General features: G+C 71.7%; 12 protein-coding genes and 1 pseudogene. 9 read left to right on the top strand and 4 right to left on the bottom strand.

Translation table 11 applies throughout. The features are described 5' to 3' along the window. Positions 1-236 precede the first annotated feature (236 nt). Positions 237-1,154: pseudogene (locus RV986_RS08385) on the top strand (alpha-hydroxy-acid oxidizing protein); the annotation flags it as partial. A gap of 168 nt (positions 1,155-1,322) precedes the next feature. On the opposite strand, the gene tnpA reads toward RV986_RS08385, so the two are convergent. Further along, a complete protein-coding gene (gene tnpA / locus RV986_RS08380; RefSeq protein ID WP_475916783.1) occupies positions 1,323-1,751 on the bottom strand; it encodes an IS200/IS605 family transposase in 429 nt (142 codons plus the stop codon). A gap of 50 nt (positions 1,752-1,801) precedes the next feature. Here tnpA and RV986_RS08375 point away from each other — a divergent pair, with 50 nt between their 5' ends. The 8 genes from RV986_RS08375 (at position 1,802) to RV986_RS08340 (ending at position 10,597) form a co-directional block, all read left to right on the top strand. Further along, positions 1,802-3,016, top strand: a complete 1,215-nt coding sequence (locus RV986_RS08375; RefSeq protein ID WP_475916782.1) for an RNA-guided endonuclease InsQ/TnpB family protein — start codon at positions 1,802-1,804, stop codon at positions 3,014-3,016. A 55-nt stretch (positions 3,017-3,071) separates the two neighbouring features. Then, positions 3,072-3,209, top strand: coding sequence for a hypothetical protein (locus RV986_RS08370; RefSeq protein ID WP_475916781.1), 138 nt, complete (start codon positions 3,072-3,074; stop codon positions 3,207-3,209). A gap of 330 nt (positions 3,210-3,539) precedes the next feature. After that, positions 3,540-3,731 (top strand): hypothetical protein, encoded by a 192-nt coding sequence (locus RV986_RS08365; RefSeq protein ID WP_475916780.1) that lies wholly within the window; start codon positions 3,540-3,542, stop codon positions 3,729-3,731. A gap of 105 nt (positions 3,732-3,836) precedes the next feature. After that, positions 3,837-6,581, top strand: a complete 2,745-nt coding sequence (gene lanKC / locus RV986_RS08360; protein ID WP_475916779.1) for a class III lanthionine synthetase LanKC — start codon at positions 3,837-3,839, stop codon at positions 6,579-6,581. After that, positions 6,578-7,894: an MFS transporter gene (locus RV986_RS08355; protein ID WP_475916778.1), complete on the top strand. Its 1,317-nt coding sequence runs from the start codon at positions 6,578-6,580 to the stop codon at positions 7,892-7,894. The genes lanKC and RV986_RS08355 overlap by 4 nt, the downstream gene beginning before the upstream one ends. Further along, the gene (locus RV986_RS08350) at positions 7,891-8,961 is read left to right on the top strand and encodes an MsnO8 family LLM class oxidoreductase (protein ID WP_475916777.1); all 1,071 of its coding nucleotides are present in this window, start codon (positions 7,891-7,893) and stop codon (positions 8,959-8,961) included. The genes RV986_RS08355 and RV986_RS08350 overlap by 4 nt, the downstream gene beginning before the upstream one ends. Further along, complete coding sequence (locus RV986_RS08345) at positions 8,958-9,464, top strand: flavin reductase family protein (RefSeq protein ID WP_475916776.1); 507 nt, start codon at positions 8,958-8,960, stop codon at positions 9,462-9,464. The genes RV986_RS08350 and RV986_RS08345 overlap by 4 nt, the downstream gene beginning before the upstream one ends. A 35-nt stretch (positions 9,465-9,499) precedes the next feature. Beyond that, on the top strand, positions 9,500-10,597 hold the full coding sequence (locus tag RV986_RS08340) for an MsnO8 family LLM class oxidoreductase (protein ID WP_475916775.1): 1,098 nt from the start codon (positions 9,500-9,502) through the stop codon (positions 10,595-10,597). Between the two features lie 167 nt (positions 10,598-10,764). On the opposite strand, the gene RV986_RS08335 is transcribed toward RV986_RS08340, so the two are convergent. From RV986_RS08335 to RV986_RS08325, 3 genes are all read right to left on the bottom strand, one after another. Continuing rightward, positions 10,765-11,286, bottom strand: coding sequence for a GAF domain-containing protein (locus tag RV986_RS08335; RefSeq protein WP_475924217.1), 522 nt, complete (start codon positions 11,284-11,286; stop codon positions 10,765-10,767). A gap of 113 nt (positions 11,287-11,399) precedes the next feature. Further along, positions 11,400-12,245 carry a S8 family peptidase gene (locus tag RV986_RS08330; protein WP_475916774.1) on the bottom strand — a complete coding sequence of 282 codons (846 nt, stop codon included), beginning with the start codon at positions 12,243-12,245 and terminating at the stop codon, positions 11,400-11,402. Next, positions 12,246-15,890 (bottom strand): AAA family ATPase, encoded by a 3,645-nt coding sequence (locus RV986_RS08325; RefSeq protein WP_475916773.1) that lies wholly within the window; start codon positions 15,888-15,890, stop codon positions 12,246-12,248. Positions 15,891-15,920 lie beyond the last annotated feature (30 nt).

Here is a 15,920-nt window from a genome sequence, read left to right as displayed (position 1 = left end):
ACGTGGTCGCCCGGGGAATGGCGGTGGTCGTCCGGTCGAGTCCGGTCGGTCCCGCACCCGTCTCCGTCGGCGAGGATGTCCCGCCCGCACGCGGCGGATCAATGTACGCCGACAACAATCCCTCAGGCGCAATGTGTACTGCTGTGCCCTGGCCGCCGTCCCGGCTCCGTCGCACGATGGCAAGCACTGGTTCCGGATGGTCGGGGGCGTGTGAGGCGAGGACGGTGACCCCAGGAATGAACCTGGAACTCGACGGGCAGTTCGGTGACTACCAGAACGAGATCTACCTCAACGGGCTGTCCGGCGTGCTCCTCGCCATGCCGATGGAGTTCCAGGAGCTGGAGGCGCGGGCGCAAGCGGCGCTGTCGCCGTCGCTGCTGTCGTACGTCGCCGGTGGCGCCGGAGACGAGTTCACCCAGCGAGCCAACGTCTCAGCGTTCCTGCGGTGGGGGCTGGTGCCGCGGATGATGGTCGGGGCGGCCCGGCGCGACGTGTCGGTGAACCTGTTCGGGATGAGTCTGTCCTCTCCGCTGTTCATGGCGCCGGTCGGGGTGATCGGGCTGTGCGCGCAGGACGGCCACGGCGACCTGGCCACGGCCCGCGCCGCCGCCCGTACGGGCGTTCCGATGGTGGCCTCCACCCTCAGCGTCGATCCGCTGGAGGAGGTCGCGGCCGAGTTCGGAGAGACCCCGGGACTGTTCTCGCTGTACACCCCTACCGACCGGGAACTGGCCGAGAGTCTGGTGCGCCGGGCCGAAACAGCGGGCTTCAAGGGCATCGTGGTCACGTTGGACACCTGGGTCACGGGATGGCGCCCCCGTGACCTGGGAGCCGGGAACTTCCCGCAGTTGCGCGGTCACTGCCTTGCCAACTACATGTCCGACCCGGTCTTCCGGGCCCGGCCGGCCAAAGCCCCGGAGGAGGACATGCGGGCCGCGGTGCTGGAGTGGGTGCGGATCTTCGGCAATCCGCTGACCTGGGACGATCTCAGCTGGCTGCGGTCGATCACCGACCTGCCACTCGTCCTCAAGGGCATCTGCCACCCCGAAGACGTGCACCGCGCCCGGGAGAGCGGCGTGGACGGGATCTACTGCTCCCATCACGGCGGTCGGCAGGCGAACGGCGGACTGCCCGCCCTGGAGGTCAAGAAAGGGACATCGTGACCCAGCAGAATGTGACCGTCGCTGTCACGGAAGCGGGCGCCACGGTGTACCCCATCCCTTGTTCTTCGCAGGGAATCCCGGCCTTCAGGCCGGGCGGGAATGCGATCCTCGGCCCGGAGGCGCGAAGCGCCGGAGTTCTCTGCGTCTTTGGGGTGACGGTCAGGCTGGGCGCTTCTGGTTCTCGATGTACTCCTTGACGATGCTCAGCGGTGCGCCGCCGCAGGACCCCGCGAAGTAGGACGGGGACCAGAACACGGATCCGGTCCCGATCCGGTTGATCCGGCCGGTGTACTCCGCGCGCAGATATCGGGAGCTGACGCCCTTGAGGGAGTTGACGAGCTTGGACAGGGCGATTTTCGGCGGGTAGCGCACGAGAAGGTGGACGTGATCGCCTTCGCCGTTGAACTCGCGCAGCTCCGCGCCGAAGCTCTCGCACACGTCCCGCATGATCTCCTCGCAGCGCGTCAGTATGTCGTCGTTGAAGATCTCACGCCGGTATTTGGTGACGAATACCAAGTGCGCGTGGAGGTTGTAGATGACGTGGTTTCCCCGTCTGATGTCGGGATCTGGTTCCCAGCGCGGTGACATACGCCAAGGCTAGTATGATCGAGTGAACTCGACCGGAGGGGGTGGCCTGGATGATCCGTGCGTACAAGTTCCTCCTGCGGCCCACCGTCCGCCAGGCCCAGGCGCTGGCCGAGATGGTGCGGGATCACTGCTCCCTCTACAACGGGGCGTTGCAGGAACGCCGCGACGCCTGGCGGCACGTCTCGAAGACCACCGTCAAGTACGGGATGCAGTCCGCGCAGCTCAAGGAGATCCGGGCGTTCGACCCGGAGCGTCAGGGCCGCTGGTCGTTCAGTTCGCAGCAGGCCACCTTACGCCGTCTCGACAAGGCGTTCGCCGCGTTCTTCCGCCGGGTCAGGTCCGGCGATGCCCCGGGCTACCCGCGCTTTCGCGGGGTGAACTGGTTCGACACGGTGGACTTCCCCAGGGACGGGGACGGCTGCCGGTGGAACTCCACCCCGCACGACCCCGTCACCCGGGTCCGCTTCCAGGGCGTCGGCCACGTCAGGGTCAACCAGCACCGCCCGGTGGCCGGCCACGTCAAGACCGTGTCGGTGAAGCGCGAGGGCCGAAAGTGGTTCGTCGTGCTGACCGCTGAGCAGGACCAGCCCGAACCGCTGCCCGCGACCGGCTCCGTGGTCGGCATCGATCTGGGCATCGCGAACTTCCTCGCCGACTCGCACGGCGATTTCGTGCCCAGCCCGCACCACGGCCGCCGTGCGTCCGCGAAACTGGAGGCAGCGCAGCAGGCCCTGTCCCGGTTCCCGCGCCGCAAGGCGAAGGACCGCACCGCCAACCCCCAGCGCGCGGTGGAGAAGGTCGCCCAGCTCCACGGCAAGGTACGGCGCCGGCGGCTCGACCACGCACACAAGACCGCGCTCGGCCTGGTCCGCGCACACGACTTCATCGCGCACGAAGACCTCAAGATCCGCAACATGAGCAAGGCCCCCGCACCGAAACCCGACCCCGGTCGGCGGGGCACCTTCCTGCCCAACGGAGCCGCCGCGAAGGCCGGGCTCAACAAGTCGATCAACGATGCCGGATGGGGGGTGTTCCTGACGATCCTGCACGCCAAGGCTGAAAGCGCCGGACGGGAAGTGATCGCCGTGGACCCCCGCAACACCTCCCGCACCTGCCCCGAATGCGGGCACACCGCCAAGGAGAACCGGCCCACACAGGAAAAGTTCCACTGCGTCTCGTGCGGCCACCACGCGCACGCCGACACAGTGGGAGCCACCAACGTTCTACGGGCCGGGCTGGTCCGTCGCGACGCCAACCCGGCGTAACGAGAAGCCCCCGGCTTCAGCCGGGGGAGGAGTCACGATTCCCACGTACTACAACGTGCCGGAGACACTCGCGCAGCTGCGGGACGAGTTCGTCGAACGCGTCCTGCAGTTCCTGGGCCTGCCCGGCACGGACCGCTACCAGTGGGACGGCAGCGACACCGCGGCGCGACGCGAGCACACGCAAGCGCGGTAATGGACGCGCGGTGTTGGACGGCCATCAGCGGCGTACGCAGGGGGCTGCGGGCGGGCATCAGGTCCTGCCCGACGGGTCGTTGACGGGGACAGTGATCGGTCCCAGGGTCCGGGTGGATGGTTCAACAGCGGTCGGCGGTTACTTCGAAAGCGGTAAATTCCCTGCTCAGCGCTGATGTGCCAGGGAATTCGGTCCGTCCGGCGGGCCGGGAGCGGGGCACATACCGGTTGCATACCAGCGATTCACCGATCCCGAATGGGCCGGACCTAGCGTCGGTCCCACCGGTCGGCGATCGCCGGTCGGTCCGCTGAAATCCACCGGAGGATCACTGTGGCCGACGAAATCGAGCCCACCGCCGAAGAGATCGTGGAGACCGAAGCGACCGAGGAGGAGCCGGAGGTCGAGGCGCACTCCGCGGAGGAGGTGCTGGGTCTGCAGGGGATCAGCATCGACGACGAGACCGGGATCTCCGACCCGGCGGCGGGGAGCTGCAGCTCCTGCCTCGGCTCAACGTGCATGTGACCCGCATGAAGTAGTCGGGTGCCGGCCGGGCCTGTGGCGGACCACCGGCCCGGTCGGCGGCCGGCCCCCGATCGCCGGACGTGGACGAGAGAGGAACCCGTAGGCATGCAGCTGCCCTGGAACACGATGCTGCGTTACCTGAAATATCACCCGCGGTGGTTCGAGGACGCCGGCCGTCGCCAGCCGGACAGCGCCCATCTCGTCGAGTTCCGTGCGGCGATGCCGGGCAGCTGGCGCCTGCGGCGCCACGGCCACTGGCTGATAGCGGACCCGCCCGGCGCGCCGGAACTCGGCCAGGGCTGGAAACTGCACGTCAGCGCCGCGTCGCGGACCAGCGCCGACACCCTGCGCCGAAGCCTGCCCGTACTGCGCGACGCGGGCGTGCGGTTCAAGTTCCTGGTCGACCCCGTCGAGGTGCGGGAGTTCAACAGCAAGTCCTTCTCCCGCGAGGCGAGCGGGAAGTTCATCACCGTCTACCCGCCGGACGAGGAGTCCTTCCACCGCGTCGCCCGCGCGTTGACCGAAGCGCTCCAGGGGTTCGACGGACCGTACGTCCTGTCGGACCGCCGCTATCCGGGCTCCCGCGTCGTCTCCTACCGCTACGGCGGTTTCACCAGCAGGTTCCGGCTGCAGGCGCTCGGCTTCCGGGAGCTGTTCATCGAGTCTCCCGACGGAACACTGATCCGGGACACGCGCACCCCTTACTGGACCATGCCGGACGGGGTCACGGATCCGGTGACCCACGAGGGCCCGCCCGCCGCCGTGTCCCCGGACGCGCCGGACGCGAAGCGGCTGCTGGGCGGGCGGTACGAGGTCGAAAGCGCGATCGTGTTCAGCAACCGCGGGGGCATCTACCGTGCGGTCGACACCGTCACCGGCGCGGACGTCGTGCTGCGCGAGGCCCGGCCGGGCGTGGAGATCGGGCCGGACGGCATCGACGCGGTGACGCTGCTGCACCACGAGCACGATCTCCTCGTCGAACTGGCCGACAGCGGGTTCTTCGTCCGTCCGCTCGGCCTCTTCCAGCAGTGGGAGCACTCGTACCTCGTCGAGGAGTGGGTGGGGGACAACTACCTCGGACGGTTGACCACGACCGAGAACCCGGTGTTCGAACTCGACCTGACCGCGGCCCGGCTGTCCGACTACTACCAGCGGCTGCAGGGCCTGTGGCTGCAGATCGCCGACGCCATCGCGCTGTGCCACGAGCGCGGCATCGTACTCGGCGACCTGTCCCCGACCAACGTCATGGTGACGCCGGACGACCGGATATGCATCATCGACCTGGAATCGGCCTTCCACGAGGGTGTCGACCGCGGAGCCGGACTCTGCACCCCGGGCATGGTCACGCGGCGCGCCCTGGCCGCCAGGCACGGTGACCGCCGTACCGACTACTACGCGCTGGGCGGCCTGATGCTCGGGACCATGCTGGCCTGCCAGCAGAACGACATGGTCGACCACGAAGTGCCGCTGCGGCTGCTGGCCGAGGCGGCCGAGGACCTCGCGCTGCCGGCCGAACTGGTGTCTTTGATCACCGACCTCTACAGCGAGGACGAGCAGCTGCCCGACCCGGCGGCGCTGCGCCGGCGGATGGCCGAGCTGCCGTTCGCCACCGCATGGCGGCAGCCGCCGCCACTCGCTCACCGGCTGCCCGCCGAACCGGCCCGCAGCGCCGAGTTGCACGGCCGTATCTCCGAGGTGCTCGACGGCGTCGTCGACTACATGAACGGGACCGCGGACACCACCCGCGAGGACCGCCTCTTCCCCGCGGACGTCCTGGTGTTCGAGACCAACCCGCTCTCCATCGCCCATGGCGCCTACGGCTGCCTGTACACGATGCACGCGCTGAAGCGGGAGATACCGGACGCCTACCTCTCCTGGGCCCTGCGCCGGCCGACCGACTACGACGCGCTGCCGCCCGGCCTCTACTACGGCTCGGCGGGGGCGGCCTGGACACTGTCCGCGCTGGGCCACCGGGACCAGGCGGTACGGCTGCTGCGGGAGGCCGGCGGGCACCCGTTGCTGCACACCGAACCCGGCGTGCTGACCGGCGCGGCCGGCCACGGCATGGCATGCCTGCGCCTGTGGCGGGACCACGGGCTGCCGGAGTTCCTCGACCGCGCCCGTGAGATCGGCGACCGGCTGGCGGCGACCGCCGTGTGGGAGGACGACCGGGCGCACTGGCCCGACTCGACCGGCCGGGTCCCGGTCGGCTACGGCGGCGGCGCGTCGGGCGTCGCGATGTTCCTGCTCGCCCTGCACACGGCCACCGGTGACGGGCAGCCGCTCGGCCTGGGGCTGGCGGCGCTGGACTTCGACCTCGCGTCCGCCTTCCCCTCGACGAGCGGAGTGCTCTCCTTCCCCTCGTTCGTCAACGGCGACGGCCCCCGGGTGCGGCGTCACTACTGGGACGAGGGCACGGCCGGCGTCCTGACCACGCTCCTGCGCTACTGGGACGTCACCGGCGAGGACCGGCTGCGCAAGGAAGTGGACCGCATCCTCCCGGACGTCCGGCGCAAGTACACCGGCCTTCCGCAGTTCTTCCACGGAATCAGCGGCCTCGGCAATGCCCTGCTGGACGCCTACGAGTTCCTCGGGGATCCGGAACTCCTCGGCGACGCGGAAAGGGCGGCGGAGGCGGTGCTGTGTCACGCGGTACGGCGCCCGGAGGGCATCGTCTTCCCGGGGGAGCAGTCGCTGCGGGAGTGCTGTGACCTGGCGAGCGGCTCGGCCGGGGTGGCGCTGTTCCTGGACCGGGTGCGGTACGCCGCCCCGGGACTGCGCACCAACCGGAATTTCGTGCTCGACGACCTGCTGTCCCGTCCGTCCTCCTCTCCGGGTGACGACTCGTGACCACCGTGACCGTGGAGGCCGACGGCCGGGCGTCGGTGCTGCGCCGCAACCGGCAGTTCCGTCTGCTGTGGGTGGGCCAGGCGCTGTCGGGCTTCGGCTCCTCGATGTCCGCGGTGGCGTTGCCGCTCGCGCTGCTGGCCGCGGGCCATCCCGCCACCGCCGTCGCCGTGGTCGGCACGGCGTTGGCGGTCGCCGGGCTCGCGGTCCGCATCCCGGCCGGGCTCCTGAGCGATCGCTACGACCAGCGCGTTCTCCTGATCGGCTCCGATCTCGTCCGCCTCGTGGCGGTCGGCGCGGTGGCCCTGTGCCTCGTCGTGCGGCCGCTGCCACTGTGGCTGGCGATCGTCGCCGCCGTGTTGTCGGCGAGCGCCACGGAGGTGTTCAAGCCGGCGCAGTTCCGGCTGATCCGACGGGTCGTCAGCGCCGAACAGATCCCCGCGGCGATGTCGCTGAACCAGGCACGCGGCTACGGGGCCGCAATGATCGGACCGGCAGCGGCCGGACTGCTCATCGGGGTGCTTCCGGCGCTGCCGTTCACGGTGGACGCGATCACCTTCCTGGTGTCCGCGCTCTGTATCGCGGCGATGGCACAGGGGGTCCGGGCGGCGCCCGCCGTACCGGCGGCCCGAAAGGACGACCGCCCCGTGCGGTGGGGGCCGCCACCAGGATTCTGGAGCCGGCTGACCGCCGGATTCCGGCACCTGGCGCGCGACCCGTTCCTTCGCCGCTCCACCGTGATCTTCAGCGGTCTCACGGTGGTCTTCACCATGTTCAGCTCCGCCCTGCTCCTCGGGGTGGGGCGGGAACCCGGCGGCGCGACGGCCGTCGGCTGGGCGCTCAGCACCGCGGCCCTGGCGGGGCTGCTCGGCTCGCTCGCCGCTCCACACCTCCAGCGCCTGCTGCCGCTGGCGGTCCTCGTCGCCACCGGCCCGGCCGTCGCCGCCGTACTGCTGCTGACGGCCTGGCTCAGCGGAAGCACCCTCGCGTTCGTCGCCGGATTCTCGGCGATGTGCCTGCTCGTCCCGGCGATCAACTCCGCCGTCGTCTCGGTCATGGCGATCTCGGTCCCGGAGGAGATCTACGGCCGGGTCACCACCGCCAACGACTTCGTGGTCCAACTGCTGCAACCCTGCGCGCCGTTGGCCGCCGGGACGCTGCTGGTCACCTACTCGCTCCCGGTGACCGCCCTGGTCCTGGCGGCCTGCTTCGGGGTGCTGGCGCTGCTGGCACTCACCCTGCCCACGCCCGAGCCCGTACCCACCGGTCGTCCAGAGCCCACCGGTGGTCCAGAGCCCACCCGGAGTGACGCATGACCACCACCTCGCAGTCCGTGCCGCGGTCCGTGGACCTGCCGCCGCTGCCCGTCCCGTTCTCCGTGCTCGAACGGGGCGGCCATCTCGCGGGGACAACCGGCGAGCAGGCCGTCCAGGACGTGGTGGACACGGCCAGGACCGCCGACGCGTACGGATACCACCGCATCTGGATCGCCGAGCACCACGCCGCGCAGAAGAGCGCCAGCAGCTTTCCCGGCGTGCTGATCGCGCACATCGCCGCGCGGACCGAGCGGATACGGGTGGGTTCGGGCGGTGTCATGCTGCCCAATCACCCTCCTTTCACGGTCGCGGAGCAGTTCGCCACCCTGCAGGCCCTGCACCCCGGCCGGATCGACCTCGGCGTCGGCCGCTCCTCGGGCGGAAACACGGACGCGCACCGACTGCTGGAGGCCGCTCTCCGGCGCGCCCCGGACGCCTCCGCCGAGTTCCCCGCCCAGGTCGACGAACTGCTGGCCTTCCTGCATCACCGGGGGCCGGACCGCAACCGTTTCCACGCCCTGCCGTTGACCCCGCACACGGCCACGGCCCCCGAGGTCCACGTCCTGGGCGCCGGTGCGAGCAGCGCGCGGATCGCCGCGGAACGTGGCCTGCCCTTCGCCTACGGCCACCACCTCAGCCGCACCATATGCCGCCCGGAAGCCGTCGAGCGCTACCGCTCCGCCTTCGAACCCGGGCAGGACGGCGCACGGCCCTATCTCATCGTCTCCGTCAACGTGGTCTGTGCGGAGACCGACGAACTGGCCGAGTCGCTGGCGCTGCGGACCGCTGCCTACGTGGTCGAGCACTCCCGGGACGCCGCCCCGGACGCTCCGCTGTCCCCGGTCCGTGCGGAATACCTGGCCCGCCGGGTCCTCGACGAATACCAGGTGGTGCACGGCGCATCGGCGAAGGTGGCCGCCGAACTGGAGTCACTGAGCGCCGCGTTCGGCGCGGACGAGCTGCTGATCGTGCCCTACGAACTCACCGGGCCCGCGCGCAGCCGCACCCTGCGCCTGACGGCGGGCGTCCGCCGCGCGCGGCGACCGGAAAGGATCTCCCGCTCATGACGGCGGCGCCACCACTGAGCGCCGGTGCCGCCGGACGCGACCACCTGCGGACCGTGCTCGGCCGGTTCGCGACCGGGGTGACCGTGCTCACCGCGGGACGGGAGGTCCCCCAGGGGATGACGGCGAACGCCTTCACGTCGGTCTCGCTGGACCCGCCGCTCGTCCTCGTCTGTGTGGCGCGCACCGCCGCCGTGCACGGGACCGTTCTCACCGAGGGCGGCTTCGCGGTCTCCATCCTCCGCGCCGGCCAGGTCCACCTGGCCCGGCACTTCGCCGACCACCACAGACCGCGTGAGGGCCGCGAGTTCGACACGGTCGACACGTTCAGCGGCCGCTTCACCGGTGCTCCGCTGCTCGGCGGGGCACTGGCGTGGCTGGAGTGCTCCCTGGCCGCTGTGTACGACGGCGGCGACCACTCCATCCTGCTCGGGTCGGTGCTCGACCTCTCCCGCGGGACACCGGACGAACCGCTGCTGTACTTCGACAGCGCCTTCCGTCCATGACCGGCCTCGACTCCCGAAGCACCCCGGAGCGAACGATGACCATGGCTCAGCGGACCGCGGCGGACGCCCTGGCCCCGTCCACACCTCCCTCTCCCTCTCCCTTTCCCTTCCCCGTTTCCGTACTCGAACTCGGTGCCCGCCTCCCCGAGGCCGGTGCCGAGCGGGCCGTCCAGGACATGGTCGAGACGGCCAGGACCGCCGACGCGTACGGATACCACCGCGTCTGGATCGCCGAGCACCACTCCTCGCGCAGGACCGCGAGCGGCTTTCCCGGCGTGCTGATCGCGCACATCGCCGCGCGGACCGAGCGGATCCGGGTGGGTTCGGGCGGTGTCATGCTGCCCAACCACCCTCCTTTCACGGTCGCGGAGCAGTTCGCCACCCTGCAGGCCCTGCACCCCGGCCGGATCGACCTCGGCCTCGGCCGCTCCCTGGCCGGACCCGCTACGAACGGGCTCCTGGAAGCGGCCCTGCGCCGCGATCCCCGGGGAGTGGTCGAGTTCGCGGAGCGCATCGACGAGCTCATGGGCTTCCTGCACCACCGGGGGCCGGACCGGAACCGTTTCCACGCCCTGCCGTTGACCCCGCACACGGCCACACCGCCCGAGGTCCACGTCCTGGGCGCCGGCGAGGGCAGCGCGCGGATCGCCGCGGAACGTGGCCTGCCCTTCGCCTACGGCCACCACCTGGGCAGGTCCAAGTGCCGCCCGGCGGCGCTGGAACGCTATCGCTCCGCGTTCGAACCCGGGCACGACGGCGCACAGCCCTGTCTCATCGCCGCGGTCAACGTGGTCTGCGCCGAGAGCGACGAGGAGGCCGAGGCCCTGGCGCTGGGCGCCTCCGCCCACCTGGCGGGAGACCCGGAGGAGCCCGCCCCGGACGCTCCGCTGTCCCCGGCCCGTGCGCGATACCTGGCCCGCCGGACGCTGGAGGAGAACCAGGTGGTGCACGGCGCACCGGCGAAGGTGGCCGCCGAACTGGAGTCGCTGGCGGCCGCGTTCGGCGCGGACGAGCTGATGCTCGTGCCCTACGAACTCACCGGGCCCGCGCGCTGCCGCACCCTGCGCCTGACGGCGAGTGTCCGACGCACAGCGCCGCGCGAGCAGCACCCGGAACCGACCGCGGCTCTCTGAAGGCCGACCAACTGCCGGCCGCAACCAACCACCTTCAGGGCACCGGCAGGAGCGTACGCACGCTCCTGCCGGTGCCTGTTCCTGCTCCCGGCCCTGTTCCCGTTCCCGTTCCCGTTTTTGCTCCGGCACCGGCGGCCGACGCCGCCGGTGCCGGAGGCGAGGACCCGTCAGACCGACGTCTCCAGCAGCCGACGGAGATCCTCGGCCATGCGGAGTGCCGCGGCCCGGTCGTCGCTGCCGAGGGCCGGGCCGTCCGCCTGTCGCCGGCGGTCGGCCACCACGCGGAGCGCGACGGCCGCCTGCCGGGCGAACAGCGCCAGCAGATCCAGCTCGTCGAGGCTGGAGCGGGACTGGGGGGCGGGGTCGAGGACCTCCAGGACGCCGAGGATCCGGTCGCCGTGGGTGAGCGGAGCGGCCATCAGGGAATCGGGGACGTACTGCGTGGACTTGGCGAACGCCCGGTCGAAGTCGGTGTTGCGCGACAGGTCGTCCACGATCACGGGTTCGCCGGACATGACCACCCAGCCGGCGATACCGCTCTTCGCCGGGAAACGCCGCCCCACCAGGACGTCTTCGCCCTCGCCGGAGACCGCCTGGAAGATCAGTTCGTGCCGCGCCTCGTCCAGCAGGAACACCGAGCTGGCGGCGGCGCCGAAGAGGGCGCGCGCCACGTCGACCACGGACCGCAGGAGTTCCTGGGAGAGCGGATCGGTCTCGGCGTTGTCCCCGGCCGTGCTGTCGGCGGTTCCTCGCGCGTCGGTCGAGGTGTGGATCCGGGCGTTGCTCTCGGCGCTGTTGTCGTTCACGAGGCACCTCTCATGCCGATGTGTACGTTGGCCGCGGAAAGGTAGAGCGCGTTCTTGAGCTGAAAGCTCGTCAGCCTGCGATGCCTGGACAGGATGCGGGCGCACAGTCCGGTGATGTACGGCGTGGCGAAGCTGTTCCCCGTCGTACGAATCGTCGTTCCGCCGAGCCAGGCGACCTGGACGTTCTGGCCGGGGGCGAAGAACTCCACCGGAGGCTGGGGGTTGTAGAGATGCAGTTCGGGTTCGTCCTCCGTGTGGCTGCCCACCGAGATCACGGAGGCGAACCGCCACGGGAAGCTCTCCACCGAGGTGTTGTGGGCGGAGGCGACGATCACGGTCCGGCGGAAGTACGCCTCGTCGGCGAGGGACCGCAGTTCCTCGACGAACTGCGCCCGGGTCGTCGACAGGCTCAGGTTGATCACGTCGAAACCCTCACGGATCGCCCAGCGCAGGCCCGCGAGCAGTACGTCTCCCGTTCCCCCGAATGTCTTGCCCAGCACCTGCACGCTGTAGAGCTCGCACTCCGGCGCGGTTCTGCGGATGATTCCCGCGCAGGCCGTGCCGTGTCCGCAGCCGTCCGTGGCCTCGGTCTCCAGCACGCTGATCCCGTGCTCGTCCTTGGTCACGGTCCAGGCGCCGTCCACCCGGCCGATCAGCGGATGGCCGTCCTCCACCCCGGAATCCACGACGCACACGCGCACACCGTGCCCCCGCGCGTCCCCCCACTCCCACGCGGGCCCGGGGCGCTCCCCGTCGGCGGCCACCCCGATGTCCTGCGGTCGCCTGCCGCGCAGGCTCCACACGAGACCGGGGCGGCGCGCTGCCGTCTTCGCGGTATCCATTCAGCGGCCTTTCGGAGTCGGGTGGGGGAGGGGGTTCGGGTCGGTGCGGGGGCCAGGGTCCGGTTCGGCGCGGCCAGCGGCGGGTGTGAGGCGCGCGTGGAGTTCCGCGGCCCGGCGTGCGCCGGGAAGGTGTCCCTTCGCCTCGAAGCACCGGACGGCCCGGCCCGCCGCCGCATGGGCCTCGGCCGGGCGGCCCGCCTGCCGCAGGACGTCGGACCGGTCGAGCCATGCGACCGCCCTGACGACGGGGGAGTCCGTGCTCGCGGCGGTGTGCACGGCGCGTTCCGAGAGGGTGGCGGCCTCCACGGGCCGCCCCTGCGCCGCGGCGATCCGGGCCATCAGACCGTCGAGGTCGGCGGCGTCGGAACGGGCCAGGGCTGCTGGAGCGTGCGGGGAGCCGCTCGGACCGCTCGGGCTGTTCGGACCCCTCGGACCATTCGGACTGTTCGGACCGCTCGGCCCGGCGGTCGCGGCCAGGCGCTCGACCGCCTCGTCGACCCGGCCCGCGTCCACCAGCAGCCGTGCCGACTCGCGGGCCACCGTGCCCACAAGGCCGTCGGCCTTGAGTGCCCGTCCCGCGGCGGCGGCCTCGTCCAGCAGGAGGAGCGCGCGTTCTCCGTTGCCCGCGAGGGTCTCCACCGCGGCGTTGAACAGCGGCAGCACCACCGCGCCCTCGGCGTACCCGAGCCCGTCGGCGAGCCGTCGTGCCTGCGCCATGCAGGCGTACGCGTCCTCCCACCGCTCCTGGAGGGCGAGCAGTACGGCCAGCGGACAGTTCAGCGTCAGCCGTACGGTCGGCCGTCGTTCGCCGTGCCGGGAGAGCAGGCTGCGGCCACGGGACACGGCCTCGGGCACCGGCTCCGGTCCCCGCCACAGGGAGACCCCGATGGCGCCCAGCGCCAGGGCGCGTTCCGGCTCGGCGCCCGAGCGCTGCGCGTGTCCGAGCCCGCGGGTGAGCAGGGCGTCGGCCGCAATGTGCCTGCCCTGGAGCTGCCGCTCCTGCGCCAACCTGATGCACGCCCTGGCCTGGCCGAGTTCGTCACCGGCCCGTTCGAAGACGCCCATCGTCCACTCGGCGACCTCTCCGGCGGTACCGCCCGCGGAGGCCGCGGACACCACGGCCAGCGCGAGCCGCGCATGCGCGGCCTCGACCGTCCCTACGGTCGCCGTGTCCGCCGCGCCCGCGCCCGTCCCGCCGCCGCTGCCCACCCCTGCGGGTTCGCCACCGGCCGCCGATGCCAGGACGGCCTCCAGCAGAGCCCGTCCCTCGTCCGTGTGGCCGGTGGCCAGGCGGACTTCGCCGAGTCCGCGGGCGGCGGTGGTCCACTCGGGTTCGCCCTCGCGGGCGAGGTCGAGGGCGCGGCGCAGCAGGCTGCCGGCCCAGGCGAGGTCGGAGCGGGCGAGTGCCTGGGCGCCGCTCTCGACCAGACGGCGGACGGCGGCGCGCCGCAGTTCGTCGGTACGGGGCTCGGTGAGGCCCAGTTCGGTCCGGTACCGGTAGGCGTTCTCCAGGTGGCCGGCCACCGCCGCGCTCGCTTCCGCCGTCCGGCCCTCGCCCCGTACGGCCGCGTCCGGCAGGCGCGCGGCGAGCAGGGCGGCGACGTACTCGTGCCGCTTGGCCCGCGCACGTTTGGCCATGGACTGGTAGGTGACCTCGTGAATGAGACCACTGCTGAACCGCAGGGCGGACGTCTCGCGGCCGACCCGTTCCGTCGTCCGGTCCGCGGTCTGGTCCACGGTCTGGTCCGCCGTGCCGACGAGCCGCTGCCGACGGAGCCGCGCGAGGGCGGTGCCGACCCTTCTGCGCGGGGACGACAGACCGGAGAAACCGTCTGCCGCCCGGGCGTCGCCCGCGCCGCCACCGCCATTGCCGTCACCACCACCACCACCGTCGCCGCCTTGCGCGGCGTCGTCGTCGTGCAGGGCGCCCCCGGGTGCGCTCTCGTGGTCGTGCTCCGCGAGTGCTACCACGTCGTCCACGGTGAACTCCCGCCCCACCACCGCGGCCAGATCGAGAGTGGTGCGCTCGGCCCGGCCCAGCGCGCCGATCCGGGCGCCGAGCAGGGCCTGGAGGGTCGTGGGCAGGTCGCTCGCGCCGTCCGCCCGGTACCCGGACCCGTGCTCCGCCAGGGCCGCGAGCAGGTGCTCCAGGTGGAGGGGGTTGCCGCCGGCCGCCTCCAGTACATGTGCGGGTACGCCGGCCCGGGACCCGGCGCCCTCGGCCCCGGATCCGCCGTCCCAGTGCGCGCCGACCTCCATGAGCGAGTCGGCCACGGCGCCGACCTCGGGCGCGGTCAGCCCGAGCAGCATCAGGGACCGCGCTCTGGGCCGCGTGGTTCCCCAGCCGGGGCGGCGGTCGAAGAGGTCCGGCCGGGCCACGCAGACGAACAGCACGGCGGACGACGCCAGTTCCTCGGCCAGCGTGCCGAGCATGTCGAGCAGCACGTCGCCGGCCCACTGGCAGTCGTCCACCACCAGCACGATCGGCCGGCTGCGCGCGAGGACGGCCAGCAGCTCGCCGACGGCGGCGCAGGTGTCGTCCACCGAGGGGTTGGGCGTGCCGTCCTCCAGCAGACCGCCCGCCAGCACCGCGAGCGCCTGCCCGGCCTCGGCGCGCTCGTCCGGTGCGAACGGTCCGGGCCGGCTCCGGTCCGGACCGGACGAACCCCGGTCGGCCCCGGCCATGTCCCCCACGTCCGGGAACTGCCGCAGCAGTTGCCGCAACGCGTCCGCCAGTGGTGTCAGGCTTCCGTGCTCGCCGTAGGGGCGGCAGCGGCCCGAGCCCTGGGCGCAGTCGGGGGTCGCGGTCTTGCGCCATTCGTGGACGAGACGGGTCTTGCCCATCCCCGCCTCGCCATGGAGGACGAGGACGTTCGGGGCGCCACGCCCGTCCACGATGTCCCTCAACGCCCGTTGGAGTTCGGCCAGTTCGTGGGTACGGCCGACGAGCGGCAGGTCGAAGCGGCGTGACACCTCCGGGTCGTCCTCGGTGATGCCGAGCAGCCGGAACGCGGTCACCGGTTCGGCCTTCCCCTTGAGCCGGAGCGGGCCGACACGCTCGGTGCGGGCGGCGGGGCCGGCCGCCTGCCGTGTCTCGGGGCCGATCAGCACCTCGCCCTCGGCGGCGTGCTGTTCCAGTCGGGCGGCGATGTTGACCGTCTCGCCGGAGACCAGGGCCTGGCGCGTCGATACGTCGCTACTGGTCACGGCGGGACCGGTGTTGATGCCGATCCGCACGCTGAGCCGGATGCCGAAGGTGGGGTCGAGTTCGGTCTCGTTGAGTTCCCGTACCGCGTCGAGCATGGCGAGCGCCGCGGCCAGCGCTCGGCGGGCGTCGTCCTCATGGGTCACGGGCACCCCGAAGACGGCCATGACGGCGTCCCCGATGAACTTCTCGACCGTGCCGCCGAATTCCTCCAGCCGCGCCCGCATCAGGTCGAAGTACCGCAGGACCACGGTCCGCAGGGTCTCCGGATCCAGTACTCCCGACAGCGCGGTCGAACCGACGAGGTCGCAGAAGACAACGGTCACGACCTTGCGTTCCTCGACGGGAGCGGCCGTGACGGCGGGGCCGACCGGCCCGCCGCAGAACGGGCAGAAGCGCGCGTTCTGCGGCAGCGCGCCGTCGCATGTGGCACACCGCAAGGCTGACTCCTCTCGTCCGTGGCGCCTTTC

It is taken from the genome of Streptomyces sp. RLA012, assembly GCF_056270325.1.
Note: the sequence above shows the minus strand (reverse complement) of the source record. Positions and strands in the feature narration are given on the sequence as shown.